Source organism: Streptomyces sp. enrichment culture, from assembly GCF_964272855.1.
Lineage (GTDB): Bacteria > Actinomycetota > Actinomycetes > Streptomycetales > Streptomycetaceae > Streptomyces.
In genome coordinates, this window is record NZ_OZ186847.1 from 1685696 (window position 1) to 1712389 (window position 26694).

20 protein-coding genes are annotated in these 26694 nt (G+C 72.4%); 13 read left to right on the forward strand and 7 right to left on the reverse strand.

What is annotated here, in order from left to right:
- Nucleotides 1–12: 12 nt before the first annotated feature.
- The 12 genes from ACSU6L_RS07270 (at nt 13) to ACSU6L_RS07325 (ending at nt 13249) form a co-directional block, all read left to right on the forward strand.
- Nucleotides 13–1794: a non-ribosomal peptide synthetase gene (locus ACSU6L_RS07270; protein ID WP_437054700.1), complete on the forward strand. Its 1782-nt coding sequence runs from the start codon at nt 13–15 to the stop codon at nt 1792–1794.
- Nucleotides 1791–3107, forward strand: coding sequence for a 4-hydroxyphenylpyruvate dioxygenase (gene hppD, locus ACSU6L_RS07275; RefSeq protein ID WP_437054702.1), 1317 nt, complete (start codon nt 1791–1793; stop codon nt 3105–3107). Before ACSU6L_RS07270 ends, hppD begins: the two co-directional genes overlap by 4 nt.
- Nucleotides 3097–4038 carry an O-methyltransferase gene (locus ACSU6L_RS07280; protein WP_437054704.1) on the forward strand — a complete coding sequence of 314 codons (942 nt, stop codon included), beginning with the start codon at nt 3097–3099 and terminating at the stop codon, nt 4036–4038. The genes hppD and ACSU6L_RS07280 overlap by 11 nt, the downstream gene beginning before the upstream one ends.
- Nucleotides 4035–5558, forward strand: a complete 1524-nt coding sequence (locus tag ACSU6L_RS07285) for an FAD-binding oxidoreductase (protein ID WP_437054706.1) — start codon at nt 4035–4037, stop codon at nt 5556–5558. The genes ACSU6L_RS07280 and ACSU6L_RS07285 overlap by 4 nt, the downstream gene beginning before the upstream one ends.
- Before the next feature lie 22 nt (nt 5559–5580).
- Complete coding sequence (locus tag ACSU6L_RS07290) at nt 5581–6357, forward strand: SDR family oxidoreductase (protein WP_437054708.1); 777 nt, start codon at nt 5581–5583, stop codon at nt 6355–6357.
- 52 nt (nt 6358–6409) lie between these two features.
- The gene (locus tag ACSU6L_RS07295; protein WP_437054710.1) at nt 6410–7129 is read left to right on the forward strand and encodes a DUF2306 domain-containing protein; all 720 of its coding nucleotides are present in this window, start codon (nt 6410–6412) and stop codon (nt 7127–7129) included.
- Nucleotides 7130–7656: 527 nt separating this feature from the next.
- Nucleotides 7657–8160, forward strand: a complete 504-nt coding sequence (locus ACSU6L_RS07300) for a hypothetical protein (protein ID WP_437054712.1) — start codon at nt 7657–7659, stop codon at nt 8158–8160.
- Nucleotides 8161–8348: 188 nt separating this feature from the next.
- A complete protein-coding gene (locus ACSU6L_RS07305) occupies nt 8349–10217 on the forward strand; it encodes an FAD/NAD(P)-binding protein (RefSeq protein ID WP_437054714.1) in 1869 nt (622 codons plus the stop codon).
- A 51-nt stretch (nt 10218–10268) separates the two neighbouring features.
- Entirely contained in the window at nt 10269–11423 is a 1155-nt protein-coding gene (locus ACSU6L_RS07310; protein ID WP_437054716.1) for a putative PEP-binding protein, read from the forward strand.
- An 82-nt stretch (nt 11424–11505) separates the two neighbouring features.
- A complete protein-coding gene (locus tag ACSU6L_RS07315; RefSeq protein ID WP_437054718.1) occupies nt 11506–12066 on the forward strand; it encodes a hypothetical protein in 561 nt (186 codons plus the stop codon).
- Nucleotides 12063–12605, forward strand: a complete 543-nt coding sequence (locus tag ACSU6L_RS07320; protein ID WP_437054720.1) for a hypothetical protein — start codon at nt 12063–12065, stop codon at nt 12603–12605. Before ACSU6L_RS07315 ends, ACSU6L_RS07320 begins: the two co-directional genes overlap by 4 nt.
- 104 nt (nt 12606–12709) lie before the next feature.
- The gene (locus ACSU6L_RS07325; RefSeq protein ID WP_437054722.1) at nt 12710–13249 is read left to right on the forward strand and encodes a carboxymuconolactone decarboxylase family protein; all 540 of its coding nucleotides are present in this window, start codon (nt 12710–12712) and stop codon (nt 13247–13249) included.
- 6 nt (nt 13250–13255) lie between these two features.
- Here ACSU6L_RS07325 and ACSU6L_RS07330 read toward each other — a convergent pair whose 3' ends face one another.
- Nucleotides 13256–14599, reverse strand: a complete 1344-nt coding sequence (locus ACSU6L_RS07330; RefSeq protein WP_437054724.1) for a carotenoid oxygenase family protein — start codon at nt 14597–14599, stop codon at nt 13256–13258.
- Nucleotides 14600–14721: 122 nt separating this feature from the next.
- On the opposite strand from ACSU6L_RS07330, the gene ACSU6L_RS07335 reads away from it, so the two are divergent.
- A complete protein-coding gene (locus ACSU6L_RS07335; RefSeq protein WP_437054726.1) occupies nt 14722–15327 on the forward strand; it encodes a TetR/AcrR family transcriptional regulator in 606 nt (201 codons plus the stop codon).
- A gap of 83 nt (nt 15328–15410) precedes the next feature.
- On the opposite strand, the gene ACSU6L_RS07340 is transcribed toward ACSU6L_RS07335, so the two are convergent.
- The 6 genes from ACSU6L_RS07340 to ACSU6L_RS07365 all read right to left on the reverse strand — a co-directional run bounded on the left by ACSU6L_RS07340 (nt 15411) and on the right by ACSU6L_RS07365 (nt 26523).
- The gene (locus ACSU6L_RS07340; RefSeq protein WP_079186896.1) at nt 15411–15971 is read right to left on the reverse strand and encodes a flavin reductase family protein; all 561 of its coding nucleotides are present in this window, start codon (nt 15969–15971) and stop codon (nt 15411–15413) included.
- Nucleotides 15972–15975: 4 nt separating this feature from the next.
- Nucleotides 15976–16476 (reverse strand): acyl-CoA thioesterase, encoded by a 501-nt coding sequence (locus tag ACSU6L_RS07345; RefSeq protein ID WP_437054729.1) that lies wholly within the window; start codon nt 16474–16476, stop codon nt 15976–15978.
- Between the two features lie 7 nt (nt 16477–16483).
- Nucleotides 16484–22354 (reverse strand): type I polyketide synthase, encoded by a 5871-nt coding sequence (locus tag ACSU6L_RS07350; protein ID WP_437054731.1) that lies wholly within the window; start codon nt 22352–22354, stop codon nt 16484–16486.
- Entirely contained in the window at nt 22351–23352 is a 1002-nt protein-coding gene (locus ACSU6L_RS07355; protein ID WP_437054733.1) for a hypothetical protein, read from the reverse strand. The genes ACSU6L_RS07350 and ACSU6L_RS07355 overlap by 4 nt, the downstream gene beginning before the upstream one ends.
- Entirely contained in the window at nt 23349–25337 is a 1989-nt protein-coding gene (locus ACSU6L_RS07360) for a CRTAC1 family protein (protein ID WP_437054735.1), read from the reverse strand. Before ACSU6L_RS07360 ends, ACSU6L_RS07355 begins: the two co-directional genes overlap by 4 nt.
- Before the next feature lie 385 nt (nt 25338–25722).
- Nucleotides 25723–26523, reverse strand: coding sequence for a TIGR03084 family metal-binding protein (locus ACSU6L_RS07365; RefSeq protein WP_437054737.1), 801 nt, complete (start codon nt 26521–26523; stop codon nt 25723–25725).
- Between the last annotated feature and the right edge of the window lie 171 nt (nt 26524–26694).

The window sequence follows — 26694 nt, forward strand, 5'->3', positions numbered from 1 at the left end:
TCGGAGAAGACCATGGCTTCCCCTTCCCTCCACGGGCATTTCGCCGAACAGGCACTCAGGACGCCGGATTCCGTCGCGCTCTCGTCCGCCGGACACCGTCTGACCTACCGGGAGCTGGACGAGCGGGCCAACCGGCTCGCCCACCGGCTCGGACAGCTCGGGGTGCGCACCGAGACGCCGGTCGCGGTGCTGATGGAGCGGTCCGTGGACGTGGTGGTGGCGATCCTGGCCGTGCTCAAGGCCGGTGGCTGCTACCTCCCGCTGCACACCGCGTACCCGCTGCCCCGCATGCAGGCGATCATGGATCACTGTGCCGTGCCCGTCCTGCTGGTGGACGAGGAGACGCGCGGGCGCGGCGTCCCGGAGGGTGCGGCGGTCGTGACCGTCGACGGGGAGAAGGGACTCGCCGAGTACCCGGCGGGCAACCCGTCCGTCCCGGTCGACCCGGCGCAGCTGGCGTACGTGATCCACACCTCGGGCTCGACGGGTGTGCCCAAGGGGGTCGCCGTCACCCACAAGGAGGCGCTGGGCCTGGCCCTCGACTCGATCTGGGAGAGCGGCCGGCACGAGCGGGTGCTGACACTGGCGCCGTACGCCTTCAACGTCTCCACCTACGAGCTGTGGGTTCCGCTGCTGCACGGCGGAACCATCGCGGTGCCGCCCGCGGGGGACCTCGGCGTGGCCGACATCCGCCGGCTGATCGCCGAGGAGCGGATCACCGGGGTCCATCTGACCGCGGGTCTGTTCCGGGTGCTGATGGAGGAGGATCCGGGGTGTCTGGCCGGGGTGCGCGAGGTGCTCACCGGCGGCGACGTCATCGCGCCGGCCGCGGTGCGCCGGGCGCTGGAGCACAACCCGGACCTCGTGGTGCGGGCCATGTACGGCGCGACCGAGGCGACCCTGTTCAGCACCCATCTGCCGATGACGGCCCCGCTTCGGCTCCAGGGCCCGGTGCCGGTGGGGCGCCCCATGGACGACGTGCGGCTGCACGTCCTCGACGCGGACCTGCGCGCCGTGCCGGCCGGTGAGGCCGGTGAACTCCACATCTCGGGGCGCGGGCTGGCCCGCGGCTACCTGGGGCGGCCGGATCTGACGGCCGAGCGGTTCGTGGCGAACCCGTTCGGCGCCCCCGGGGAGCGGATGTACCGGACCGGCGACCTCGTCCGGCTCGGCGACGACGGCCTGCTCGAGTATCTGGGCCGGGCCGACGAGCTGGTGAAGGTGCGGGGCTTCCGGGTCGAGCCGGCCGAGGTGGAGGCGGCGCTGGCACGCTTCCCCGGCATCCGTCACGCGGCGGTGACGGGGGTGGCGTCGGAGTCCGGGGAGCGGCGGCTCGTGGCGTACCACGTGCCGGCGGGCGACGCCGTCGACGTCGCCGGCCTGCGGGCGCACCTGGCGTCGCTGCTGCCCGACTACATGATGCCGGCGGCCTTCGTCACCGTACCGGAGCTGCCCCTGACCCCCAACGGCAAGGTGGACCGGCGGGCGCTGCCGCAGCCCGGGCCGCAGGCGGACTCCCCCGGCCGGGAGCCGGTGAGCGAGCGGCAGCGGACGCTGTGCGAACTGTTCGCGTCGGCGCTGGAGGTGCCCCGGGTCGGGATCGACGACAACTTCTTCGACCTGGGCGGGGAGTCGCTGGCGGCGATGCGCCTGGTCAGCCGTATCCGGTCGCTGTTCGGCACGGACCTGACGATCACCCAGTTCTTCGACGCGCCGACGGTGCTGGGCCTGGACGACCTGCTGGGGCCGACGGGACCGGTGCCGGAGGAGCGGACGGAAGGAGCACGACAATGACCGATCCCTTCGACGACGAGCACGCCATGTTCTCGGTCCTGGTCAACGCGGAGGGCCAGCACTCGCTGTGGCCGGCCACGGCGGAGGTGCCGAAGGGCTGGACCGTGGCCCGCCCTCCGGGCGACCGCGCCTCGGCACTGGCCTATGTGAACGAGCACTGGACGGACCTCAGGCCGCGCACGCTCGCGCGGCGCCTGCGGACATTGGAGGAGACGACGATGAGCGGACGGACGGAAGCGGCCGGCTTATCAGGTATGGGCCTGGACCATGTGAAGTTCTATGTCACCGATCTCACGACCGCGACCGACTGGCTGACCCAGGGCTACGGCCTGACCGTGTACGCGCGGTCGGACGGCGAGGCGGAGGCGTCCGGGGCGCGCTCGGTGGCGCTGGGCCGGCGCGACGTCCGGCTGGTGCTGAGCGAGCCGGTCGCGGCCACACACCCCGGGGCGGAGTACGTGGAGAAGCACGGTGACGGAGTGGCCGACATCGCCCTCGGTGTCCCGGACGCGGCCGCCGCCTTCGCGGAGGCCGTCCGCCGCGGCGCCCGGCCGGTGTCGGCGCCGGCCACGCACGGCGACCTGGTCACCGCCACCATCTCGGGGGTCGGCGACATCACCCATACGTTCGTGCAGCGCGCGGACGGCGGCGACGACCGCGCGCTGCCCGGTCTGTCGCCGGCCGGGGACGGCGGCAGCCCGGTGGACTCCGGTCTGCGGGAGATCGACCACTTCGCGATCGCCGTCGAGCCCGCGGACATGGACCTGACGGTCGAGTTCTACCGCACGGTGCTGGACTTCGAGCTGATCTTCACCGAGCGGATCGAGGTGGACGACCAGGTCATGATCACCAAGGTGGTCGAGAGCCGCTCCGGCGCGGTCACCTTCACCCTGGTCGCGCCGGACCAGTCCCAGGCGACCGGGCATCTGGACGAGTTCCTGAAGAGCCACAACGGGCCCGGCGTGCAGCACATGGCCTTCGCCACCGACGACATCGTGCGGTCCGTGGACACGCTCGCCGCGCAGGGCGTCGACTTCCTGCCCACCCCGTCGGCCTACTACCGCGTGCTGCCGCAGCGCCTGACACCGCTGAGGCACTCGGTCGACGAGCTGGAGCGCCTGAACATCCTGATCGACGAGGACCACGACGGCCAGCTGTTCCAGATCTTCACCCGGTCCGTGCACCCCAAGGGCACGCTGTTCCTGGAGGTCATCGAGCGGATGGGGGCCCGCTCCTTCGGCAGCGGCAACATCAAGGCGCTCTACCAGGCCGTCGAGTACGAGCAGGGCAGGGGTACCGGCAATGCCACGTGAGGCGGCGTCCGACGAACGGTTCCGAGCCGTGGTCGAACGGCTGCGGATGCCGGGCATGGGAACCGAGGTGGTGGCGCCGCTCCTCGCCTCCCTGATCCATCTGGTGCGGCCGCGGCGGGTGCTGGAGATCGGCATGGGGCACACCACCCCGTACCTCGCGCGTGCGCTGGCCGAGGTCGAGGAGCTGGTCGCCGCCGAGACCGAGGGGCTGGCCCGCAAGACGCTGCCGTATCTGGCGGACGGCCGGGAGCTGGACGAGGAGTGGGTGGAGGCCGAGCCCGCGCTGCTGACGCCGTCCGAGTACCTCGAACCCTTCCGGCCCCGGCTCGTCGCGATCGACGACTTCTCCGACTCCGGCTCGTCCGCCCCCCAGGTGACGCGGGCACTGGACGAACTCGGGCTGGCCGACCGGGTGACGGTGGTCAACGCGGATCTGCGCAACGCCGTGGAGCGGCTGCCCGAAGAGTGGCGACCCATCGACTTCGCGTGGGTGGACGCCTGGGACTGCCTCTACTTCTTCGAGAACTGCTGGGAGCTGATCGATCCCGACGGCGGGATCGTGGTGATGCACTATCTGATGACGTACCCGGAGGGGGAGGCGATCCTCCGGTACATCGCCGAGAGCCAGCGGCTGCGGCCCGGCGAGTTCGAGGTGCTGAGCCTGCTGGAGAGCCACAAGCTGCGGCAGAACAGCATGACCGTGCTCCGCCGCACCAGCGGCGCCACGCCCAGGGAGTACTCCGACACCGGACAGCGGCCGCGGCTCGGGGGCCGGGTGCGCGCGGACGCGCTCACGCTGGCGAGGTCGCTCACCGCCCCGGGCCGGCCGGGCGGGCCGTCGGAGGATCTGCGCAAGGCACGAGATGTGAGCCGTGCCGCCGCCGTGCGAACGTCTGCTGCACCGGACACAGGAAGGCGCGAACAAGCATGACGGACACGGCCGTTGAACCGACGTCCCTGCTGGTGATCGAGCCGGGGGACGCCCGCTACGAGAACCTCGTCCAGGGCTACAACCACCGCTTCACGGGCCGGCCCGAACGGGTGTGCCTGCCCGTGGACACCGACGAGGTGGTGGCGGCGGTCCAGCACGCGGTGACCGCCGGGAAGCGGATCGCGGTGCGCAGCGGCGGGCACTGCTTCGAGAACTTCACCGCCGCCCCCGAGATCGCGGTGCTGCTGGACCTGTCCCAGCTGAACGGCATCGCGCACGACCGGCGGCGCCGCGCCATCGAGATCGGGGCTGGGGCCACGCTGGGCGACGTCTACCGCACGCTGTTCAAACGCTGGGGGGTGACCGTCCCCGGCGGCACCTGCTTCGACGTCGGTGCCGGCGGGCACGTCATGGGCGGCGGCTACGGCCATCTCTCCCGCCGCGACGGCCTGGTGGTCGACCATCTGTACGCCGTCGAGGTGGTCGTCGTCGACGAGTCGGGCCGGGCCCGGGCCGTGGTGGCCACCGCCGACCCCGACGACCCGCACCACGACCTGTGGTGGGCGCACACCGGCGGTGGCGGCGGCAACTTCGGGGTGGTGACGCGGTACTGGCTGCGCACCCCGGGCGCCGACTCCGACGACCCGGCCGCGCTCCTGCCCAAGGCCCCGGCCCGGGTGTGGAAGCGCACCGTCATGTGGCCCTGGGAGGGGATGACCGAGAAGGCCTTCGACACCCTGCTGCGCAACTACTGTGCCTGGTACGAGAAGCACGACGACGCCGACAGCCCCGCGGCGGGGCTGTGGAGCAACCTGATCGCCACCCACCGCAGTTCCGGGATGTTCGGGATGACGGTGGTGATCGACCACGACGGGCCGGACGCCGAGAGCGTCTTCCACGAGCAGTACGAGTCCGTCACCCGGGGCGTCGACGTCCCCCCGGTGATGCACACCGCCGAGGTCGTCCCCTGGTTCAGCTCCTGGATGCCCTCCTACACCTTCCCGAACGACCCCCAGGGCCGCTACAAGGACAAGTCGGGCAACCTCCGCAAGGGTTTCACCGAGCGCCAGCGCAAGGTGATCCACCGCTATCTGACCGATCCCGAGCAGTCCAATCCGACGACGTGCGTCGTGCTCGCGGGCTACGGCGGGAAGGTCAACACGGTCGCCCCCGGGGCCACGGCCACCGTCCAGCGGGACGCCGTCCTCAAGGTCGTCTACAGCGGCGGGGTCTGGCAGTCCGAGGACCGGGACGAGGCCGCCATCGCGTGGATGCGCCGGTTCTACCGCGACGTCTACGCCGGGACCGGCGGCGTGCCCGTACCCGACGACGTCAACGCCGGGGCGTACATCGGCTATCCCGACGCCGACCTGGCCGACCCCGCCTGGAACACCTCGGGCGTGCCCTGGTCGACGATCTACTACGGCGCCAACTACCCGCGGCTGCGGAGGATCAAGGGGCGCTACGACCCGCGGAACGTCTTCCGCCACGCACTGTCGATCGAACTCCCGTCCGCCTAGGTCCGTCTTCCGGAGGTTCACCGTGCTCGAGAACAAGGTCGTCGTCGTATCCGGAGTCGGACCGGGCCTGGGGCGGGCCGTCGCCCTGCGGGCGGCCGGGTCGGGGGCGGACGTCGTACTCGCCGCCCGCACCGAGCCCCGGCTGACGGAGATCGCCGCCGAGATCGAGCAGCAGACCGGGCGCCGCGCCCTCGCCGTGCCGACCGACATCACCGACGAGACGTCGGCCGCCGCCCTGGCCAAGGTGGTGACGGACACCTTCGGCCGGGTCGACGCGCTCGTCAACAACGCCTTCGCCGTCCCGCCGCTGACCGACCTCCTCGACGTCGACCTGGCCGACGTACGCGCCGGCTTCGAGACCAACGTGTACGCCGCGCTGCGGCTCACCCGGCTGTTCACGCCCGCGCTGGCGGACAGCCGCGGATCGGTCGTGATGGTCAACTCCGCGGTGCTGCGCCACTCCAAGCGGCTCTTCGGCGCCTACAAGATGAGCAAGGCCGCCCTGCTGTCCCTCGCCCAGAGCCTGGCCACCGAACTCGGCCCGCAGGGCATCCGGGTCAACACCGTCGCCCCCGGCTACATCTGGGCGGACGCCCTGCGCGAGGGCTTCGGCCAGTGGGCGCGGCAGCGCGGCGTCACCGTGCAGGACATCTACGACGAGATCGCGGCCACCCTCGACCTCGGCCGGCTGCCCGAACCGGAGGAGATCGCGGACGTGGTGCTCTTCCTGGTCTCCGACATGTCCCGCGCCGTCACCGGTCACTGCCTGGACGCCAACGCCGGCGAGTTCCACCACTGACCGGGATGCCCCCGAACCACTCCCCGCCCCAGAGGAAAGTTGAGGCTCCGCGGTGACACAGAACAGAGAGGGAACCGGTGCTCCGACCACCACGGTGGGGCACCGCGCAACGGGCACCCGGCGCGCGGCGGGCCCGGCGCCGAGCTGGTGGCAGAGTCCATGGGCGGCGGCGCTGGCCGTCATCGTGGTCTTCAACCTGCTGTACGCCTTCCCGCGCTACCTGTCCGGGGATCCGGAGCAGTCCCGCATCCCGCTGGACCCGGGCTTCTCACAGCACTTCCTGGTCGTGGTGCTGCACGCCGTGCTCGGCAACCTCGCGCTGGTGACGGTCTTCCTCCAGGTCCTGCCCTGGGTGCGCCGTCACCACCCGCGGGTGCACCGGGTGAGCGGCAGGATCTACATCTTCGCCGCCGCGCTGCCCACGACCGTGCTGGCCTTCGTCCTCGTGCCCTACAGCCAGGCCCCCTTCGGGGCGTTCGGGCTGACGCTGTCGGGGGTGCTGTGGATCGTCACCACGATGCTCGGCTACCGGGCCGCGCGGCAGCGCCGGTACGTCGACCACCGCCGCTGGATGGTCTACAGCTTCGCGATCTCCCTGGGGACCACCTGGGGCCGCGTGCTGGCCGAGCTGATGCAGGCTTTCCCGGGCATGCACGTCAGCCTCTCGTTCATCCTCGAACTCTCCATGTGGGGCAGCTGGGTCATGAACCTGCTGCTCGCCCACTGGTGGCTCGAGTACACGGCCCCGCGGGCGGCCCAACTGGTGCGGTAGCCCGGAAAAACAAGGCGGTCGACCGAATTACGAAGCTCCGGTCGGCGGGGTGACCTTCCCGGGTCACCCCGCCGACCGGAGCTTCGCTATTCAATACCACCGGTGATTCCTTTTGACGCGGGGCGCGGGGAAGGGGGATCCGGCGCTTTTCGGAGTTCGCGTGGCTCGCCCGGATTTCTCCGCATAACGCCGACGGCGCGTAAGATCACCTGCTCGGTGTGATCTTGACACGGATCGCAGATTACCGATGGGTACTGATTCGGCCTCTCCTGTACTACCCAGCCACCACCGTGCACATGCCGACATACCGCACCGGACGCCGACACGATCCTCTGTGACCAGCATCTCCCGACTTGAGGAACCAGCGTTCCCCTAATCATTCCGACTCGCTTTCGAAAGGAGGCTGCACGGCGAGCCGTCCGAAAAGGAGCAAGACCGCCGACGCAACGTGGGAAGGTAGCCGTCGTTACCAAGGTCGGGGCGGTGCGGTTCTCGCAGCTGCGGACATGGATAGGAAGTGTTTTTCAATGCTCCTCGAGGACAAGACGGTGGTGGTATACGGTGCTTCGGCAGCGCACAGCGCTGCGCTGGTCAGAGCGTTCGCCGGCCAGCGCTCTTTGATTTTCTTTGCAGATTCTTCACGAGATGCGGCCGAGGCGGCCGCACGCCGGATGATTGATGCCGGCGCGGTCGCCGAAGCAGCCGAAGTCGACCTTTTCGACCGCCGCCAGATCGAGGAGTACACCGCCGAGCTGGTGGAATGGACCGGCGGCATCGACGTCGCCGTCGTGGCGATCCGGGGCGAGGACGGCGACGCCGCCCAGCTGACGGCCGTCAGAACCGTCGCCGAGCGCATGGCCGCCCAGGGCTCCGGCATCATTGTGATCATGTCCATTTCCGACTACGAGCGGGACTACCATGAGCTGATCGAGCACGCCGCCGACCACGGCGTCGCCGTTCTTCCCCTCTTCTGCGCCCCGGCCCGCGGACAGCGGCACAGCATCTCGATCGATCGTCCGGCCCATTCCTGATCCCTTGAGCGCGAAACCGGGGCGTGCCGCAGCCGGCGGCCCGCCCCGGTTTCGCGGGCGGCGCGCCCGCTCCACCCTCTAGCCTGGTGCGCGGGCCGTGCCGCTGACGAGGCGTCAACAGCCCCTTTCCGAGGCCTGGTTGGGACCACATGGCCGGGCTCGCATCGCTCGACGGGGAGGGATCCACTGTGAGTCGAACGGGCAACCGACCGAGGGTGCTGATCGTCGGTGCCGGCCTGGCCGGCACCGCCACGGCGATTCGTCTGCTCCGCTTCGCGCGCCGGCCTGTCGAGATCGTCCTGCTCGAACGGCGCTCCGACTACCGGTCCGCCGGCATCGCCTACCACCGGGACGGCAATCCCTGGGACCACGTTTTCAACATCCAGGCGGGCCGGATGTCGGTGTTCCGGGAGGACGTCCTCGACTTCGTCCGCTGGGCGAACGCCGAGGCCGACCGCCGGGACTGGCCGGCCCCCTGGGCCGGGCTGGAGTTCGCCGAGCAGGGTCCGGCACCCCGGCGGATCTTCCAGGACTACCTGAACGACCGGCTGGCCGAGGCCGCGCGGGAGGCCGCTCCCGGCGTCGTGCTCGTCGAGGAGGACGGCGAGGCGGTGGACGTCGACGTACGCCCCTCGGGCGCCGACGTGACCGTGCGGCGGGCGACCGAGGACGGGCGCGAGCCGGAATGCGAGGTGATGCCCGCCGATCACGTCGTGCTCGCGACCGGTCTCGAACTCAAGGAGCCGCCGTTCGCCACCGAGGTGCTCACCCACCCGTCCTTCGTGCGGAATCCGTACTCCGCGGCCGGTGTCCGAAAACTCACGGAACTTCCGCCCGAGGCGACCGTCGCGATCGTCGGCACCGTGCTGAGCGCATATGACTCGGCGGGCCTTCTGCTGCGCCAGGGCCACACCGGCCCCATTCATCTGATCTCGAGAAGCGGGACGATCTTCCGCACGTATCCGGACGGCCACGAACACGAAGTCTTACGACTACCCTGTCCGAAATCGTTACTCGCGCCGTACGGCGGCCGCGAAGCGTTTCTCGCCCGGGTGCGGAACGAGTGGGAGGCGGCGTGCGCGTCGGTCGCCCGGCACCATCCAGAAATCGCCCCGGCGGTGGTCGCGGAGCGGGTTGCGAAAGCGTGGGAGCCGTATCTTCCCGAGATCATCGAGCGTATTCCCTCCGCGGAATTACGGAGCCTGCTGGACGAATTCAGCACCGCGATAGCCGCTTTCCGGGTCGGTGCGGTGGAGTACACGATGGCCGTCATCGAGCGCGCGATGGCCGCCGCGGACGGGTCGGTGAGGGTGGTCGTCGGCAGGGTGGACGGGATCGGACCGGCGGCGTCCGGGCGGCTGGCCGTCTCGGTCGCGGCCCCGGAGGGACCGCACCGCATCGAGGCCGACCTGGTCGTGTGCAACGTGGGCAGGGAATGGGACTACGGCAAGGCCCGTCAGCCGCTCTGGCGGAATCTCGTCGGCAAGGGGATCGCCGTACCCCACGACCGCACCGGACGGGGCGTGGAGGTCGACGCGAAGGGGGCTCTGCTCGGCCGCGACGGCAGGCCGGCCGGCCCGCTCTCGGCGGTCGGCGTGCCGAGGGAGGGCGACGAGATCGTGCGGAACGGCCGGACCGGTGCGTTCGCCTTCAATCTCGCCGCCATCAAGAACCAGTCGATAGCGGTCGCCGCGCGGGTGCTCGAGAGACTGGAATCCGGCGACGGTCCGGCTCAAAACCATTCACCGTTCGTACGCCTTGTCAGCAATACAGAGGATGCGGTCCGGGCGCGCTGGGAAGAAGCTGTACTTCTGGAGGTGCGGAGGCTCGCCACACGTTCTCGGAATGAGCGGGAACTGCTGGATTCCCGGCTGGACACCTGCATTCGGTCCATCGGCGAACTTCCGGTCCTTCCGAAGGATGCTTCCCGGCGCCGCCGTCTGCTGAGGGTGGTCGTCAACCGGGCTGCCGTCGAACGACTCACCGACGTGTCCGTGACTCCACGGCAGCTGCGTCGGGAGTTGGACCTGGAGAACTCCGAATACCTGGAGGAGTAGTTGAACGGGCGACGGATTCTTGGATCTCTCCTGACCAGTGGACCGCACCGGGTGGTGCGCGGAATCTGCAACCGCACCAGAAATCCACTCGAGGGGTCCATTCTCGTCGCGCCTCGACTCGAAGCCGGGCTGTACGACGCGATGCTGGCGGCCCGGGCCGTCGTGTGCGGTTCGGGCGGGCTGACCGGCCACATGCAGTCCATCTGCCGCGGCCGGGGAATTCCCGTGCTCCTCGTCGACCAGGCGGACCTCGCCGGCCTGGCCGGCGAGGTGACGCTCGACCTGGACAGCCAGTCGGTCGTCGTCGGCCCCGACACACCCCCGAGGACGCCCTCACCGGACGACCTGGGCTCGGCCTGCGCGGTCATCGCCGACCTGCGGGACATCCACACCGTCAACTCCTGCGGGCCGGACGCGAAGCGGGTCGAGTCCTTCTTCATCCGTGAGGAGTTCCTGTGCCTGGCGGCGAACCTGCGGCCGCTCGACGCCCTGGCGGGCGGCCCCGCCGACGTCGCGGCCTACGGGCAGGCCCTCGCCGACCGGCTGTGCGCCTTCGTCGAGGCGCTGCTGCCCGGCCAGCGGCTGGTGCTGAGGATGCTCGACCTCCGCTCCGACCACGCCGCGGACGTCACCGAGCAGGCCCGGGTCGCGGTCGAGCCCAACCCCGAGCTGGGGCTGCACGGCGCACGCTGGCTGCTCGGCTCCACCGCCTACCGGGACGCCCTGCACGCCCTGCTCACGCTCCTCGCGGAACGGCTCGGCGAGGACGCGGGCCGGGTGAGCCTAGCGGCCCCGTTCCTCACCGACGAGCAGGAGTTCGTCCGGCTCAGGGCACACCTCGAACTGCCGGCCGACCTGCCCATGTCGGCGTTCGTCGAGACGCCGGCGGCGGTGCACGCCAGCCCGGCGCTCTGCGCGGCGGGCGCCAGCGAGCTGTTCCTCGGCATGAAGGACCTGGTGCAGTTCTATCTCGCCGCGGACCGCAGCAACCATCTCGTGGCCGGCACCTACCAGACCCGCCATCCGGCCGTCCTGGACGGGGTGCGGACCGTGGTGGAGGCCGCGCGTGCCTCGCGCACCCCGGTGCGGGTGTTCACGCTGGGCTCGGACTTCGCCCACTACCTGGAGCGGCTGCCGACCCCGGACGGCTACATGATGTGCACCGCCGAACTGCTGCAGGTGCTCCTGCCCGCGGAAACCCCGTGACGTCAACTCCGCATGCAGAAAGAAGACTTGAGGCCCGGCCGACTGCTGGGATGGGCGGCGACGTGGACCAGGGAGGTTCCCTATGTCAGCCAGCACCGCAACCGCGTACCGGATCCGTGACGGCATCGGCGTCCTCAACGGCCGGTTCCACAAGATCGGGCTGAGGATATTCGCCGTCATCGTCCTGGCCCACTGGGCGGAGCACCTGACCCAGGCCGTCCAGATCTACGTCCTGGGCTGGCCGGTGCCCGAGGCCCGAGGGGTGCTCGGGGTTCCCTTCCCGTGGCTGGTCACCTCGGAGTGGATGCACTACGGGTACGCCCTGATCATGCTCGTCGGCTTCGTGGTGCTGCGCCCGGGATTCACCGGCGCGTCGCGCACCTGGTGGAACGTCACCCTCGGCGTCCAGATCTGGCACCACTTCGAGCATCTGCTGCTGCTGGTCCAGGCGCTCTCCGGCGCGTACCTGGCCGGCCGTGCCGCGCCCACCAGCATCGTCCAGCTGTTCGCGCCCCGGGTGGAACTGCACCTCTTCTACAACGCGCTGGTCACCCTGCCCATGGTGGTCGCCATGGTCCTGCACGTGCGGGCGGACCGGGCCGACAACGCGGGCGCGCGCTGCACCTGCGCGGCCGAGGCATGACACGACGGCCGTCGGGCTTCGTGTCCCTGGTGCTGCTGGTGGCGGCGTGCGCCCTGCTGGGGGTCGCGCTGCCCAACGTGGGCAACGTGCTGCGCGCGGCGACGGCCGACGGGGTCCCCGGGACGTTCACCGCCCGGCAGCTGTCCTGCGTACGGCATCCGGGACACGAGACGTGCGAGTGGGTCGGCTCCTTCCGCTCCGCCGACGGCACGTCCGCGCTCGAGTCGGTCAGGATGTACGGCCGCGGCCGCGACTCGCTGGCGGAGGGCCGGCGGGTCGCGGCCGTCGACGTGGGCCTCCCGGGCCGGGTCTACGGCCCGGGAGGCTCCCGCGAATGGATCTTCACGGGCCTGCTGCTGCTCGCCGGCTACGCCCTCTTCGCCCTGGTGGCCAAGCGCCACCTCATGCCGCCGCCCGCACCGGGCGGCGGCCGCCGCGCCGGCCCGGCGACGGTGAAGGAGGCCTCCGGCCCGCTCCCCGGGAAGCACGCGACCCGGGAGGAGACCCTGGCGGGCGCCGAGCCGCACCGGCTCCCGTAAGTCCTCTCCGCACTCCGGGAGTGGCCGGCTCCCCCGCTGGGGACGGAGCATGAAGCGGCCGTCGACGACGGCCGTGTCGTTCCGCTCGGGAGAGGACTGCCACCGTGCCGCACATCGATCTCGACAACGATCAGCCCGGCATTCGCGGGCTGATGGCCCATCGCCCCGACACCGCGGCACCGCTCGGCCGGCTGGCCGAGACGCTGCTGCGCTCCCCCCTGTCGCTGGAGCGCGGCGAGCGGGAGCTGATCGCCGCCTACACGTCCCACCTCAACTCCACGCCGTACTGCGCCCTTTCGCACGGGGCGTTCGCCGCCGCTCAGCTTGAGGAGGGGCACGACCTCGTCGACGCCGTGCTCGCGGATCCGGACACCGCGCCGATCACGCCGCGGCTGCGGGCGCTGCTGCGGATCGCGGCGGAGGTGCGGGGTCCGGTGCGGCCGGTCGCGTCCGAGACCGTCGCCGCCGCGCGGGCGGCGGGCGCCGACGACCGGCAGATCCACGACACCGTGCTGATCGCCGCCGCGTTCTGCATGTTCAACCGCTACGTCACCGGTCTCGACACCGAACTGCCCGAGGACCCGGGCTACTTCGACGAGGCGGCGAAGCTGATCACCACCCGCGGGTACACCGGCCGCGGCTGACGCGTCTCAGCCGCCGTCCACCCACGCAGCGTGGAAGCCGTGCGGCACCGGGACCGGCAGCGGCACCACGGCGGCCGGGCGGCCGGTGAAGTCGGCGGTGTCCAGGACCATCAGCTCGCCGCGCCCCGTCCGGCCGTCGGTGACCATGCTCAGCAGCCAGCCGTCGCCCTCGGGCGCACACGGCTCGCGGGGGACGAAGACGGCCTCGCCGGCGGTGCGGCCCGGGGGCAGCGCGTGGGTGTCGGTCCGTCCGGCGGCGAGGTCGTGGCGCAGCAGCGCCGGGCCGCCCAGCAGTTCGCCGCCGGACGGGTCGAGGGCGGTGGTGAAGGCGAAGCGGTGCCGGGTGCCGCGCACCCGGTCGTCGATCACCGGGGATTCCTGGAGGGCGTCGGAGAGCTGTTCCTCGACGACCGTGCCCCCGACGGCGTCCACCGTCCAGCGGACCAGGGCGGGGGGCGTCTCGCCGGGGCGGTGCGGGTCGCGGTCGAAGACGCGCGGGTGGCGGATGACGTCGACGACGATGTGCCGGCCCGTCTCGTAGGCGTTGACGGGGTGGAAGACGAAGCACGGCGGCAGTTCGACCCAGAGGATGTCGTCGGGCCCGCCGTCGCGCGGCAGCAGCCCGAGGCGGGCGCCGTGGCCGTCGTTCCAGGCGTAGGGGACGCGTGAGCCGGCCGCCGCGGCGGCGGGGCTGAAGACCACGGGGAGGTCGTAGACGAGGGCGTGGCGCTCCGTCAGGGAGAACGCGTGCATCATCACCGGCCGCTTCAGGGGCACGGGGACCGAGCGGCGCACCCTGCCGTGCACGTCGACCACGAGGTAGGCGGCGTAGGGCGGCTCGTGGGACATGGCGACCGCGTGCAGCTCGCCGGTGAGGGGGTCGTGCTGCGGGTGTGCCGCGAATCCGCCGGGCAGCGTTCCGTCGAAGTCGACGCGGGCGACCGTGTCGAGGCAGGCGTCGAGCTGCAGGGGGCGCGGGCCGCCGTCGCCGAGGGCGAGGGTGCGGCCGGCGTGGCGGACGATGTTGGCGTTGGCGTTGTCGTTCGGGCCGTGCCGGGGACCGGGGGCGGGCAGTTCGCCGAGGATGCGGGCGGCGCGGTCGGTGCGCAGCCAGCGGTTGCGGTACCACTCGGCGCGGCCGTCGCGCAGCCGCAGCCCGTGCACCATGCCGTCGCCCGCGAAGAGGTGCTCGTCGCGCGGTCGTCGTAGCGGGTTGGGGCCGATGGTGAGGAAGGTGCCGTCCAGCTCCGGGGGGAGCGCACCGAGTACGGGGGGCGCTGAGACGACCACCTCTCGGGCGACGGGGGGAACGGCGGTGAGGTCGACCGGTTCGGATTTCGATGCGATCATCGTTCCGCCCTACGTAGCGTATCGCCGTTACGTAACATGGTTACGTATCAGGGTGTCGGACGACCGAGGGGGCGTCAAGAGTGAGTCCACGACAGGCAAATCCGAGGCTCAGGGGCGATCTCGTGGAGGCCGCCGCGCGGCTGCTCGCCGACGAGGGGCCGCAGGCGCTGACGACCCGCCGGCTCGCGGCCGCGGTGGGTTCCTCGACCACCGCCGTCTACACCCACTTCGGCGGCATGGACGATCTGGTGCGGGCGATGGTCCACGAGGGGTTCGCCCGGCTCGACCGGCGGATGAGCGAGGTCACCGCGAGCGGCGACCCGGTGGCCGACATCGCGGCGCTGGGGCTCGCCTACCGCGACAACGCGCGTGAGCACCGGCACCTGTACGGGGTGATGTTCGGCGGCGTGGGATTCGGCGGGTTCAGCCTCACCGAGGAGGACCAGCAGCACGGCCGCTACACCCTGGAACCCGTGGCCCGGGCGGTGTCGGCGGCCATGGCGGCGGGCCGGTTCCACGAGGGCGACGCGCGGCTGGTGGCCCATCAGATGTGGATCGCCCTGCACGGGCTGGCGACGCTGGAGCTGGGCGGCTTCCTGGTCCGGCCGTACGACGCGGACCGGTGCTTCGCCGCGCAGGTGTACGGGCTGCTGGTGGGCGCGGGCGACGACCCGGCACGGGCCCGGCGCTCCCTCGAACGCCTCGGCGTACCCGTCGGGGCCAGGTGACCGCGAGGGCGTGAACGCCGTCGGGCCGCGGTCGTCGCGAACGGCGACCGCGGCCCGAACGGGTGTGGCTCCCTGCTCCTGTCTCAGACGGTGGAGGGCGCCAGACGGTGGAAGGCGCCCCCGTAGAACAGCAGGGCGTCGGTGTCCGGCCCGCGCCCCGCGTCGAGCACGGCGCCGAGCAGGATGGAGTGGTCCCCGCCGTCGTACACCGCCTCCAGCCCGCACTCCAGCCAGGCCAGCGCGCCCGACAGGATCGGGGCGCCGGTACGGCGGCCCGGCTCGGTGTCCACCGCCTCGAACTCGCGCGCGCCGCGCGGCCGCGCACGGTCCGCGAAGCGGCGCGCGATCGGCTCCTGCCCCGCGGCGAGGACGGATACCGCGAAGGCCTTCTCGTCCAGCACCAGGTCGTGCAGCGCCGCCGTGCGCAGCACGCACACCAGCACCAGCGGCGGGTCCAGCGAGACCGAGGTGAACGAGTTCGCCGTCATGCCCCTCGGCAGCTCCCGGCCCGCCGTCAGGACGGTGATGCCGGTCGCGAAGGAGCCGAGCACACCCCGCAGTGCGCGGCGATGGTTCTCCAGCAGCGCGGCCGGCGCCCCGTCCGGGGCGGGCGTGCGCGGACCGTCCGCGCGGCCGTCGTCCATGCCGTCACCCCCCGCCCGCGGTCGCCGCGAGCTGCCCGGGGGGAACGGAGCCGGACGCCGGGAGCGCGTACGGCTCCAGCGCGCGGCGCAGCGCCTCGGGCACCCGGGTCGGCCGGGTGTCGGTGTTGGGACCGCGCATGCAGGCCACCCGCTGGCGGCCCCGGGCGACCAGGTCCTCGGCGACCGCCCCGTCCTCGCCGCGCAGCCGCACGTAGTCGAAGGTGAACCCGATCTGCGTCTGCGTCAGGTCCTCCAGCCGCATCCGGATGGAGAGCTGGTCGAACGCGGTGATCTCGGCGAAGAACTCGCATCCCACCGAGAGCGTGAACAGCTTCAGGTCGCCCCGGATGTCCTCCAGCACGTCCGGGGCCCGGTCGCGCAGGAACATCTCCCGGCACCGGCCCTGCCAGCGCACGTAGTTGACGTAGTAGACGTTGCCCACCAGGTTGGTCTCCTCGAAGCCGACCAGGTGACGCAGTTCGTAGTAGGGGCGTTCTGCGCCCATCGGTCTCTCACCCCTCCTTCTCTGTCAGCACGGCGAACACCGCCGGTTCCGGCGCGCCGCGCAGGACGGCCGGGACGGTGGCGATCCGGGCCGCGCCGCACCGCAGCACCACCCACCGCTCCGGGGCCCCGGGGCCGCCGTCCACGGTCAGCTCGACGTGCGCCCGGCCGCTCTTGCGCAGGCACTCGACGGCGCCCCACACCCGGGTCGCGGCGAGCGGCAGGTCCTCGCCGTGCTCGGCCGCGATCAGCCGGGCCAGCGCGAACCCGCCGGCGCCCAGCAGCCCCTCCCAGTCGTCCGGGCCGTGCGTGCCGACGCGCTGCACGTCGCACGCGACCGGCCGGTCCCCCGCCACGGCGAGGGTCACGCCGGCGCCGTGGGAGGCGGAGACGTACGGGCCGCCGTCCACCTCGGGACGCCCGTCCGGGCGGTGCCTGAGCGTCACCGGGCGGCCGAGCGCCTGGCCGAGGGCGTGGGCGGTGCGGGCCCGCCGCGCGTCCCGGCCGCCGTCGGCGTCGTCCCCGTCCGGGTGGACGGCGATCCGCACCGGCGCGGACAGCACCGCCTCGGCGCGCCGCTCCAGGTAGGGGCCGAGCAGCGCGGGCTCCCAGGGGCCGGACCCGTCCAGCTTGCGGACGGCACGCAGCGTCAGGCCCGTCCAGCGCTCGACGACCGCGCCGTGCTCGTCGCGGACGTCGAGGTCGTAGACGTAGGTGTCGCCGTCCCGGGAGCGCTCGACGGCGTGCAGGACCACCCGGTCGCCGGCGGCCGCCGTGGCCGGGTCGGCGAGGTGCAGCCGCTCGATGCCGACCGGCAGCAGCGTCGCGTCCGGCACGCACGCCTGGATGGAGTGCATCAGCGCGTCCCGGGTGCCCGGGTCGGCCAGCACCAGGTCGGGCGAGAGGAAGCCCGCGAACCAGGGCGCGGTGGCGGACGTCGAGATGTCCGCGACGCACTCCTTGGCCGCGAGGTGCCGGTAGCCCTGCAGCCGCTGGAAGCGGGCGCCCTGGAACAGCACCGGCCCGTACATCTCCCGCGCCGGGTCCAGCGTCGGGGGCACGCCCTCGGGCGGGACCGGACCGTCCGCCGGCAGCGGGCGCGGCCCGTAGCGCAGCACCGCGCGGAAGTGGTCGGCGCGGAAGTCCGTCTCGCTGCTGCGGATCACCGCGCGGACCGTGTCGGGGCCGGTGGCCAGCACGGCCACCCGCACGGTGGTCGTACCGTCCGGTGGCACCGCCACCGGACGCAGGAACTCGGCGTCCTCCAGGACGGGCACCGCGTCGCCGCCGGTGCGGCCGGTGAGCGCCGCGGCGGCCTGCGCCATGGCCTCCATGCCGAGCACCGCCGGCAGCAGCAGGGTGCCGTCGAGGAGGTGGTCGGCGAGGTAGGGGTCGGTGGCGGCGGACAGCTCGGAGTCGGCCACGAGTTCGACGCCGGGGTAGTGGGCCTGGACGCCCTCCACGAACCGGAGCAGCGGCAGTTCGCGCTCCTCCAGGGTGAGGGTCGGCAGGCCGCCGGCGCGGCCCATGACGACCAGGGTGTCGGGCATGTCCGGGTCGGCCAGCACCTGCCGGAGCATCGCGACGCCCTCGTCGGCCGGGATCGGCTCGATGCCCTCCCGCAGCAGCGACTCGAGCACCCCGAGCCGCTCCCCCATCCCGGTGCCGGACCACACCGACCACTCCAGCGAGACGCACCGGCAGCCGGGCAGGTCCCGGCGCAGCCGCGCGATCCGCTCCGTCAGCCAGTCGTTGGCGGTGGCGTAGTCGGCCTCGCCGCGCAGTCCGGCGCGGCCGATGATGCTGCCGAACGCGACGACCAGCCTGAGGTCCGCCGGGTCGACGGCGGCGAGGACCGCCTCCAGCCCGGCGATCTTGACGGCGAGGGTGCGGCGGAACGACGCCTCGTCGAGGTCGGCGAGGGCGCGCGGTTCGTTGCGTCCCGCGCCGTGCAGCACGGCGGTGACGGGGCCGAGCCGTTCACGTATCTCCTGCACGGCGGCCTTGGTGTCACCGGCCGAGGTGACGTCGGCTCGGGCGTAGTGGAAGCGGACGCCCGAGGCCGCCATCCGGCCGAGGTTGGCGGCGAGCTCCCGGTCGGTCTCGGGGTCGGACCGCCCGAGCAGACCGATCGCACAGCCGGACTCACGGGCGAGGGACAGGGCGCACTCGGCGGTGATGCCCTTGCCTCCGCCGGTGACCAGCAGGACGTCGGCGACGGTCAGCGGGACCCGGGCCCCGCTGCCTGTGCCGGTGACGTCGACGGGCGGCAGGGCCCGCAGCACCGGCACCCGGCGGATGCCCGCCGCGTCGTAGTGCACCTCGCTGAACCCGCTGGTCCCCGCGACGTCCGCGACGACCCGGCGCACCAGCCCCGCCACGTCGGACAGGCTGTTGAGCGGGAGCGTGACCACCGTCGTGGCGGTGGCGGGCGCCTCCAGGTGGAGCGTCTTGGCCAGCCCGGCGGCCCCGCGCCGGTCGCCGACCGCGACGAACCGGGCGGCCGGCGCGGTGGGGTGCAGGGCGGCGCGGGCGGCGGCGAGCATCAGCGCGGCGTGCTCGTCGTCGCAGTCGGCGGGCAGACAGAGCAGCACGCCCCCGCCGAGCCCGGCGTCGCGCAGCGCCGCCGCGAGCGGCCCCGCCAGCGGATGCCGCTCGGGTGCGAACACGGCCCAGTCCGCCCCGTCGCCAGCGGCGGAGGCGGCCTGCCCGGCCACGGCCGCCGGTGCGGCCTCGACCAGGTCGACCGAGAACGCGCGGACCCACGGCGCCACACCGGCCGCCGCCGTCGTACGGTCCGCGTCGGACGGCAGGGCCGTGCCGGACAGCTCGTCCAGCAGGGCCGCCAGTTCGGCCAGCGTGGACGTGGCGAACGCCGAGGTCGTGGCGATGGCCTCGACGCCCAGTTCACGGGCCGCGTCGTTCATGATCTGGCCGACCGTGATCGAGCTGAGGTGCAGCTCGTCCAGCGGGTTGGTGTCCGGCGAGACGGCCGACGGCGGCAGCTCGGCACGGGCCGCGGCCAGCCGCATCAGGATGTCGAGCGTGCTCGCGCCGTCCTCGGCGGAGTCCGCGGCCGGCGGCCGTACGGCCGCCGCGGCGACGGGGTCCGTCCCGGTGTCCGCCGGGAGCGGCAGGTCCCCGTCCGGTGCCGACTCGCACGGGCTCGCCAGGAAGCGGAACTCCTTGTCCAGCGGCAGCGGCCGGGTGAAGCGGTCCCGGAACAGCTCCCGGTGGCGCACCGGGGCGCCGAGCACCCACGCCGCGGCCACCCCCTGGAAGAGCCCCGTGAGGGACCTGCCGTCGGTGTCGAGGGCGATCACCGGAACGTCCACCGTCTCCGCGGCGAGACCGCTCAGGATGCGCCCCGGGCCGACCTCCAGCAGCAGCTCGCTCTCGGCCGCCACACCCCGCACCGCCTCCGTGAACCGCACCGGCGCGAGGACCTGACGGGACAGCAGCTCCGCCACGTCGGTGTCCAGGGCGAGCGGCGCGCCGGTGACCGTCGAGACCACCCGCCGTTCCAGGGGCGCGAGCCGCTCCTCCGCCAGATGCCGGGCTAACGCGCGCGCCGCCGGGGCGACCGCGGCCGAGTGGAAGGCGTGCGAGACGTTGATGCGCTGCGCGCCGAGCCCCTGGGCGACGGCCCGCGCGCTCACCCGCTCGACGGCGGCGGCGGGCCCCGAGACCACGGTCTGGCGGGGCCCGTTGTACCCGGCGATCACCACGGGCTCACCGGCGAGCAGCGGCTCCACCGACGCGGGGCCCGCGGCGATGCTCACCATCGCGCCCCCGCCGTCGCTGGCCTCGGCCATCACCCGGCCGCGCGCCGCCGCCGTGCGCAGCAGCCCGGCCTCGTCCATCGCCCCGGCCCAGTGCAGGGCCGTCAGTTCGCCCAGGCTGTGGCCCGCGGCGGACGTGCCGGTGATGCCGAGCATCGCCAGCACGCGCAGCCCGGCCGCGGAGGCCGTGACGATCCGGGGCTGGGCGACCTCGGTCGCGACCTGGTCGCCGCCGACCGGGAGGGCCTGGTCCCGGTACAGCTCGTCGACGGCGGCGAAGCGGGCGCGCAGCGCGCCCCCGTCGCCGCCGCGGCCGGCGCCCTGCCCGGGGAAGAGGAATCCGATCCGGGGCGGTACGTCGGTACGGCGGCCGAGGAACAGCCCGCCGGCCGGCTCGACGACGGTGCGCGCACCCCCGTCGACCCGCGCCAGCAGCTCCGTGAAGCGCTCCTCCGCCTGCTCCGGCGACGAGGCGACGACGGCGGCCCGGACCGCACGGCCCGCCAGCTCGGCCTGCAACGAGGCCGCCAGATCGGCGAGTTCGGCGTAGGACAGGCGTCCGGCGAGGGCGGCGAGCCCGGCCAGCCGCCCGCGCAGTCCGGCGGTGTCGTCCGCGTCGACCAGGAGCAGCTCGCAGTCCTGGCGGGAGCGGACCAGGCGGACGGCGGACCGGGGCAGGGCGGTGCGGCGCACCCCGTCGGCGTGCTCGACGACGACGTGCGCGTTGATGCCACCGAAGCCCATCGAGGAGACCCCGGCTCGCCTCGGGGCGCCGTCGGGCCACGCCTCGGCCTGGCGCGGCACCCGCAACGCGGGCCGCTCGCCGAGCAGTTCGGGGTGCGGGTCGTGGTGGCCGGTGGCCGGGGGGATGATCTGGTGGCGCACCACGAGCAGTGCCTTGAGCAGGCCGGCGATCCCGGCCGCGGCCTTGGTGTGGCCCATGTTGCCCTTGACGGTGCCGAGGGCGGCGGGCGGCGCGTCCGGGTCGGCGGCCCGGCGGGCCTCGGACAGGGCGCGCAGCTCGGTGGCGTCGCCCACGGCGGTACCGGTGCCGTGGCCCTCCAGGTAGGAGACGGTCTCCAGGCCGAACCCGGCGGAGCGGTAAGCCCGGTCGAGGGCGAGGCGGTGGCCGCTCGCCTCGGGGCGGGTGATGCCGCCGCGGCCGTCCGAGGACCAGCCCCAGCCGGCGATCACCCCGTAACGGAAACGTTCCTGCGCCACGGCGTCCTCGTCCCGCATCAGTACCACGGCACCACAGCCCTCACCGGGCCAGAAGCCGTTGGAGCCGCGGTCGTAGACGCGCATCTCGCCGGTGGCCAGGGCTCCCGTCTTGGCGAAGCCGATCACCTCGAACGGGTCGATGCTCAGATCCACACCGCCCGCGATGGCCACGTCCCACTTCCCGGCGGCCAGCGCGTCGCACGCGGTGGCGACGGACAGCAGCGAGGAGGAGCAGGCACCGTCGACCGTGAACCCGCCGCCACCGAGGTCGAAGTGGTTGCAGATGCGTCCGGCGATGGTGTTGGCCAGGCCGCCGGCCAGGCTGTCCTCGTCGATCGGCGGGAACGGCTGCTTGTACCGCTCCTCCAGACCGGCCAGGAACTCGGCCAGCTCCTTGTCCGACCAGCCCTGCTCGCGCAGCGCCGCCCCGACCGTGCGCCGGACGTACGGCCAGCGCAGCCGCATCAGGTTGGCGCGGCTGAACTCACCGGTCAGGCTGTTGCCGAGGACGGCGCCGGTGGTGGCCGCCGGCAGGCCCCCGCCGTCGGGGAACCCCGCGTCCTCCAGGGCCCGCGCGACGGTGTCGAGGGCCAGCCAGTGCGTCATGTCCGTGGCGCGGAAGGTGCTGCCGGCGACGCGGTGCCTGACGCGGTCGAACTCGTACCCCTCCAGGACGGCCGCCTTGCGTGCGTAGTGGCGGTCGGGGGCGGCGGGGTCGGGCGAGTAGTAGTCCTCGTGGCGCATCCGCTCGTCCGGGAGGCGGCGGAAGGCGCGCCGCCCGGCCAGGACGTTCTGCCACAGCTGCTCGGGCGTCTCGGCGTCGGGATAGCGGCACGCCATCCCGACGACGGCGATACGCGACGGCGCTCCGGTCATGCCGCCACCGCCTCGGATCCGGTGGCCGTGCCCGCGGTCGCGGACGGCACGGCGGCGTTCCGCTCGCGGCGGCGCTGCCTGAGGTGGGCCACCCACCAGCCGATGCCGCGCAGGGCGCACACCGCGGTGGTGGCGAAGAACAGCGTGTAGACGACGTTGAAGAGCATCATCACCCCGTAGACCATCGCGACCGACGCGCCGAACATGAACTGGTTGCGGGCCTTGGTCGGCGTGGTACCCGGGTCGCTGATCATGTAGTTGGTGAAGAGCACGAAGGCGACGCCGCTCATCGTGCCGACCGCCGAGTAGACCGCGACGTCCCAGACGAAGTGCCGGATCACGCCCTGGATCGCGAAGCCGCCGAGCCAGCCGACGATCAGCGCGACGCGCTTGGTCAGGATGGCGTTGATGACGGTTCCCGCGGTCGCGATGATCAGCGGGATGGCCATCCGGAAGAAATTGTTCGCGTTCTCCGTGAACTGGTACGGCGGCGCGATGCTGAACCAGGTGCCGAAGCACAGCAGCGAGACGGTGATGCCGAAGTTCGACGGGTTCATGAAGTGCCGCATCCGGCCCGCGATCGGCGCCTGGAACACGTGCTTGCCGCCGACGCCGACGACCACGCCGAACAGGACCGGCAGGAACAGGTCGTTGCCGTAGGTGAGCATCGACACGGCCAGCGAGGTGATGTGGGCGGGCAGCAGGAACTCGTAGACCCCGCGGACGCCCCGGCCCCGGAAGCGCGGGGCGCGCTTGTACGCCCAGGCGCTGATCAGTTCGAGGCCGATCTCGGTGGCGTAGCCGCAGAGCACGGCCAGGATCGGCCAGAGCCACGGCTGCTCGAAACCGAGCAGGGTGTAGCCGAAGACGTTGAACACGCTGATGGAGATCGCGAAGTTGCGCAGTGCGAGATAGCGCGGGTCGGGTTTGCCGGCCGGGCGCGGCGCGCCGGCCTGCGGTGCCTGCCCCGCGGCGGGTTGGGTCACCGTCGCGGTCATGTGCTCGGTACCTCCTGCGCGTCGCCGGTGAGCATGAGGGTGTGGGTGCCGGGGTCGAGGCGGCGTTCCTGCTGGTGGACGTTGCCGTCGGCGTCACGCCACCGGATGTCCAGGTTCACGGGTCCGTCGTAGGAGCCGAGTCCGAAGCGGACCTCGAAGCTGCGGAAGCCGCTGTGGCCGCTGCCGCCGTCGAGCTGTGCGATCTCCGTGCCGTCGGGCGTGGTGGCGCGGACCGTGGCGTTGTAGGCGGGGGTGCCGGCGCCGGACAGGCCGTCGTCGGAGCCCTTCGCGGCCGGGTCCTCGGAGGGCCGCACCAGGTTCAGGGTGAGGTGGTTGCCGAGTTCCGGGGACGTGTTGCAGTAGAAGGCGGGCTGTCCCCACTGCCGGGCCACGGCGAGGTCCAGCGCGCCGGTGCCGGTGGTGTCGCCGGTCGCCAGGGCGCGGGTGGGGGTGGGCACCGCGAGGCCGAGCTGCTCGCTGATGTTGGCGAAGGTGCCGTCGTCGGTGCGGGCGTAGAACGCCAGCTTGTCGTCCCCGGCGATGTCGTCGCCCGGCTGCACGTTGGGCCACATGGCGGGGTTGGACAGCAGAAGGTCGTTGGCCATGGCCATCTCCTGCAGCCACGGCCAGCGGTCGATCTCCCCCTTGACGAAGCCGTCGGTCTGGACGACGTCCTGGTTGCCGGAGTTGCGGAAGTCGCCCATCTTGACGTCCCAGTTCCAGCCGGTCCACGCCAGGCCGTACTCGCGGGCCTCCTGGGTGAACGGGGCGACGCCGTCGGCGAGTTTGCGCTCCATCTCCGCCTCGTCGGAGGTGCGGTTCTTCCAGACGAAGTTGGACTCCTCCAGGCCCCACGCCGCGGTGATGTTGCTGACCACCATGTCGAAGCGGCCGGTGCGGTCCAGGTCGCCGAAGTCGACGCCCATGCCCTTGAAGGAGCCCTTGCCGAGCACGAACGACTTGGGTGTGGAGGGGGTGCGTTCCCCGACCGCCTCGGTGAACCGGATCTGCCCGGGACGGGAGCGGTTGTACAGCAGGTGGTCGTGGCCGAAGTCGTTGGCGATGTACAGCTCCGGCAGGACGTCACCGGTCAGGTCGGCGCCGGCGATGGCCAGCGTCCAGCCCGTGGCGGCGTCGTACGGGATGGCCTTGGAGTCCTCGGTGTAGTGCGCGGTGGGCTCGGTGCCCGAGGTGGCGGACGTCCAGCGCAGCACGCGGTCGCCGCCGGCGTTCTCGGAGCGGGACAGCGAGTCGTTCATCACGACGTTCTTCAGGCCGTGGGGGTCGAGGACGTCGGAGTCGGGGAAGTAGTTGCCGATGACGATGTCCGGATGGCCGTCGCCGTCCAGGTCGCTGACGTGCACGGCGTCGGTGTTCCAGCGCGGGCCGTGGTACTTGCCGTCCCGCGACTGGAAGGGCACCAGCTCACGCGGCACGTAGGCGCTGTTCGACGGTGTGCGCGCGTCGGAGCGGGCCAGGAAGAGGATCGGGGTGCGTCCCCAGTAGCTGACCAGGATGTCCATGCGCGCGTCCGCGTTGAAGTCCCCGAAGGTGCAGCCGGTCGGTGCCATGGTGTTGTCCACCGGCAGCGGCGCGGCGTCGAGGAGGAACGGCGTGAACCGGTCGGCCTTTCGTGCCGTGGGCGTGTACGTCACCGTGACCTGGTCGGTCCGGGTGTCGACGATGCACATGCCGGAGGCCCGGCCGTTGCCGGTGACGTCGTTGATCGCGATGCTCGCGCCCACCGACGAGATCCAGGAACGGATCTTCTCGTAGGCCGGGTTGACCTCGCGCACGGTGCGTTTGGGCAGCTTGTCGTAGCCCGGCGGCATGGCGATGGGCATTTCCTTGAAGCGGTAGGCGGCGGCCACCTTCGTGCCGTCGGGAGCGGCGACCGATTCCCGGGTCGCGAAGAACAGTGTTGCCGCGATGAGAACCGTCACCAGCCCCGGCACAAGCCTGCGAATCCGCTGGCTGTACGCCACGGTGCTCCCCCCTCTCTCTGGTGGATGTCAGGGTCGGCGTGCGAATCGAGATTTGATTCCACAGCTACGATCCGGGATTACCGTGCGGTCGGCATCTCCCGGCTTGCTAGCCGGGACTGCGCACGTCAGGGCAGTCGGCAAGCTCGAAGAAGCGCCGCGGGCGGGCCGTCGCGAAAATCCTCGGCCACAGCCCGGGACTCGTCACCGCCGGCCTTTTGAATGCGGCTTGTGGAATCAATTGGGATTCTGTTCACATGCTCTCGGGGCGCGAATTTCCGTGCGCCTGTGGAATGCGCCCCCCGTCGGTTTCCGGCGCTCCCCCGCGGGGCGGTGTCCGTGTCACCCGGTTCCGGGTGACACGAACTCTCCGGCCCGCCGGCCGTGCTCAGCGGGCCCGCGTGGCGAACTGGCCGGGCTTGCGCCCGGGACCGGCCGGGCCGCGGTACGCCTGGGCGATGTCCAGCCACTGGTCGGCGTCCGGTCCGGACGCGGTGAGGGCGAGGTCGTCGCGGTGCCGGCGCCGGGTGGCGAGCAGGCACAGGTCGACGGCGGGTCCGGTGATCCTCTGCTCCGCGTCGGGCACGCCGAGCGTCCACACCTCGCCCGAGGGCGCCGTCAGTTCGAAACGGAAGCCCTCGCCGGGCTCCGGCAGGCCGTGCGACTGGTAGCCGAACTGCCAGGTGATCGCGGTGAATTCGGCCACGTGCCGGATCCGGTCGGTGTACTCGCGGGTGACTCCGAGGGCGTCGGCGACGTCCTGGCCGTGCGCGAACATCTCCATCATCCCGGCCGCCGCCAGCACCGCCGCCGGGATCGGCCGGACCAGCCACGGCACCAGCTGCGCCGGGGGCACGCCGTGCAGCGCCCGCTCGGTCGCCGCCCGCTGTGTCCGCCAGGCGTCCAGCAACTGCTTGCCGTCGAGGGGCAGATACGGTTTGAGTCCTTGCTGGACGGCCTGGTCGAAATTGGTGACCTTGGCGACGAACTCCTTGAACGCGGCGGGGTCCCCGGCGGCCTTCTCGGCCATGCCGAACACCATGGTCAGGTGGCCGACCTGGTGCCGGACCGTCCATCCCTCGGCCGGTGTCGGCCGCGCCCACTCGGCCTCGTCGAGATCCACGAGCAGGGCGTCGAGGGCGTCGCCCTCCGCCACCAGATCGCCGTAGGGGTCCCTGTGCTGTGTCATGCCTCGTCCTCTCTCCGGGCGGCTTGTCGCGGGGCCCAGTCTCAGACGAGGCGGGGCGCGTCCACTTCTCCGACCGTGCTGTTGGCGCGCGGCCCGGCGGGAGGCGCAACCGTGAAGAAGCACCGGTGTCCCCTGGGTGCCGATGATGGTGTGGCAGTCGAGTCGTTCGTG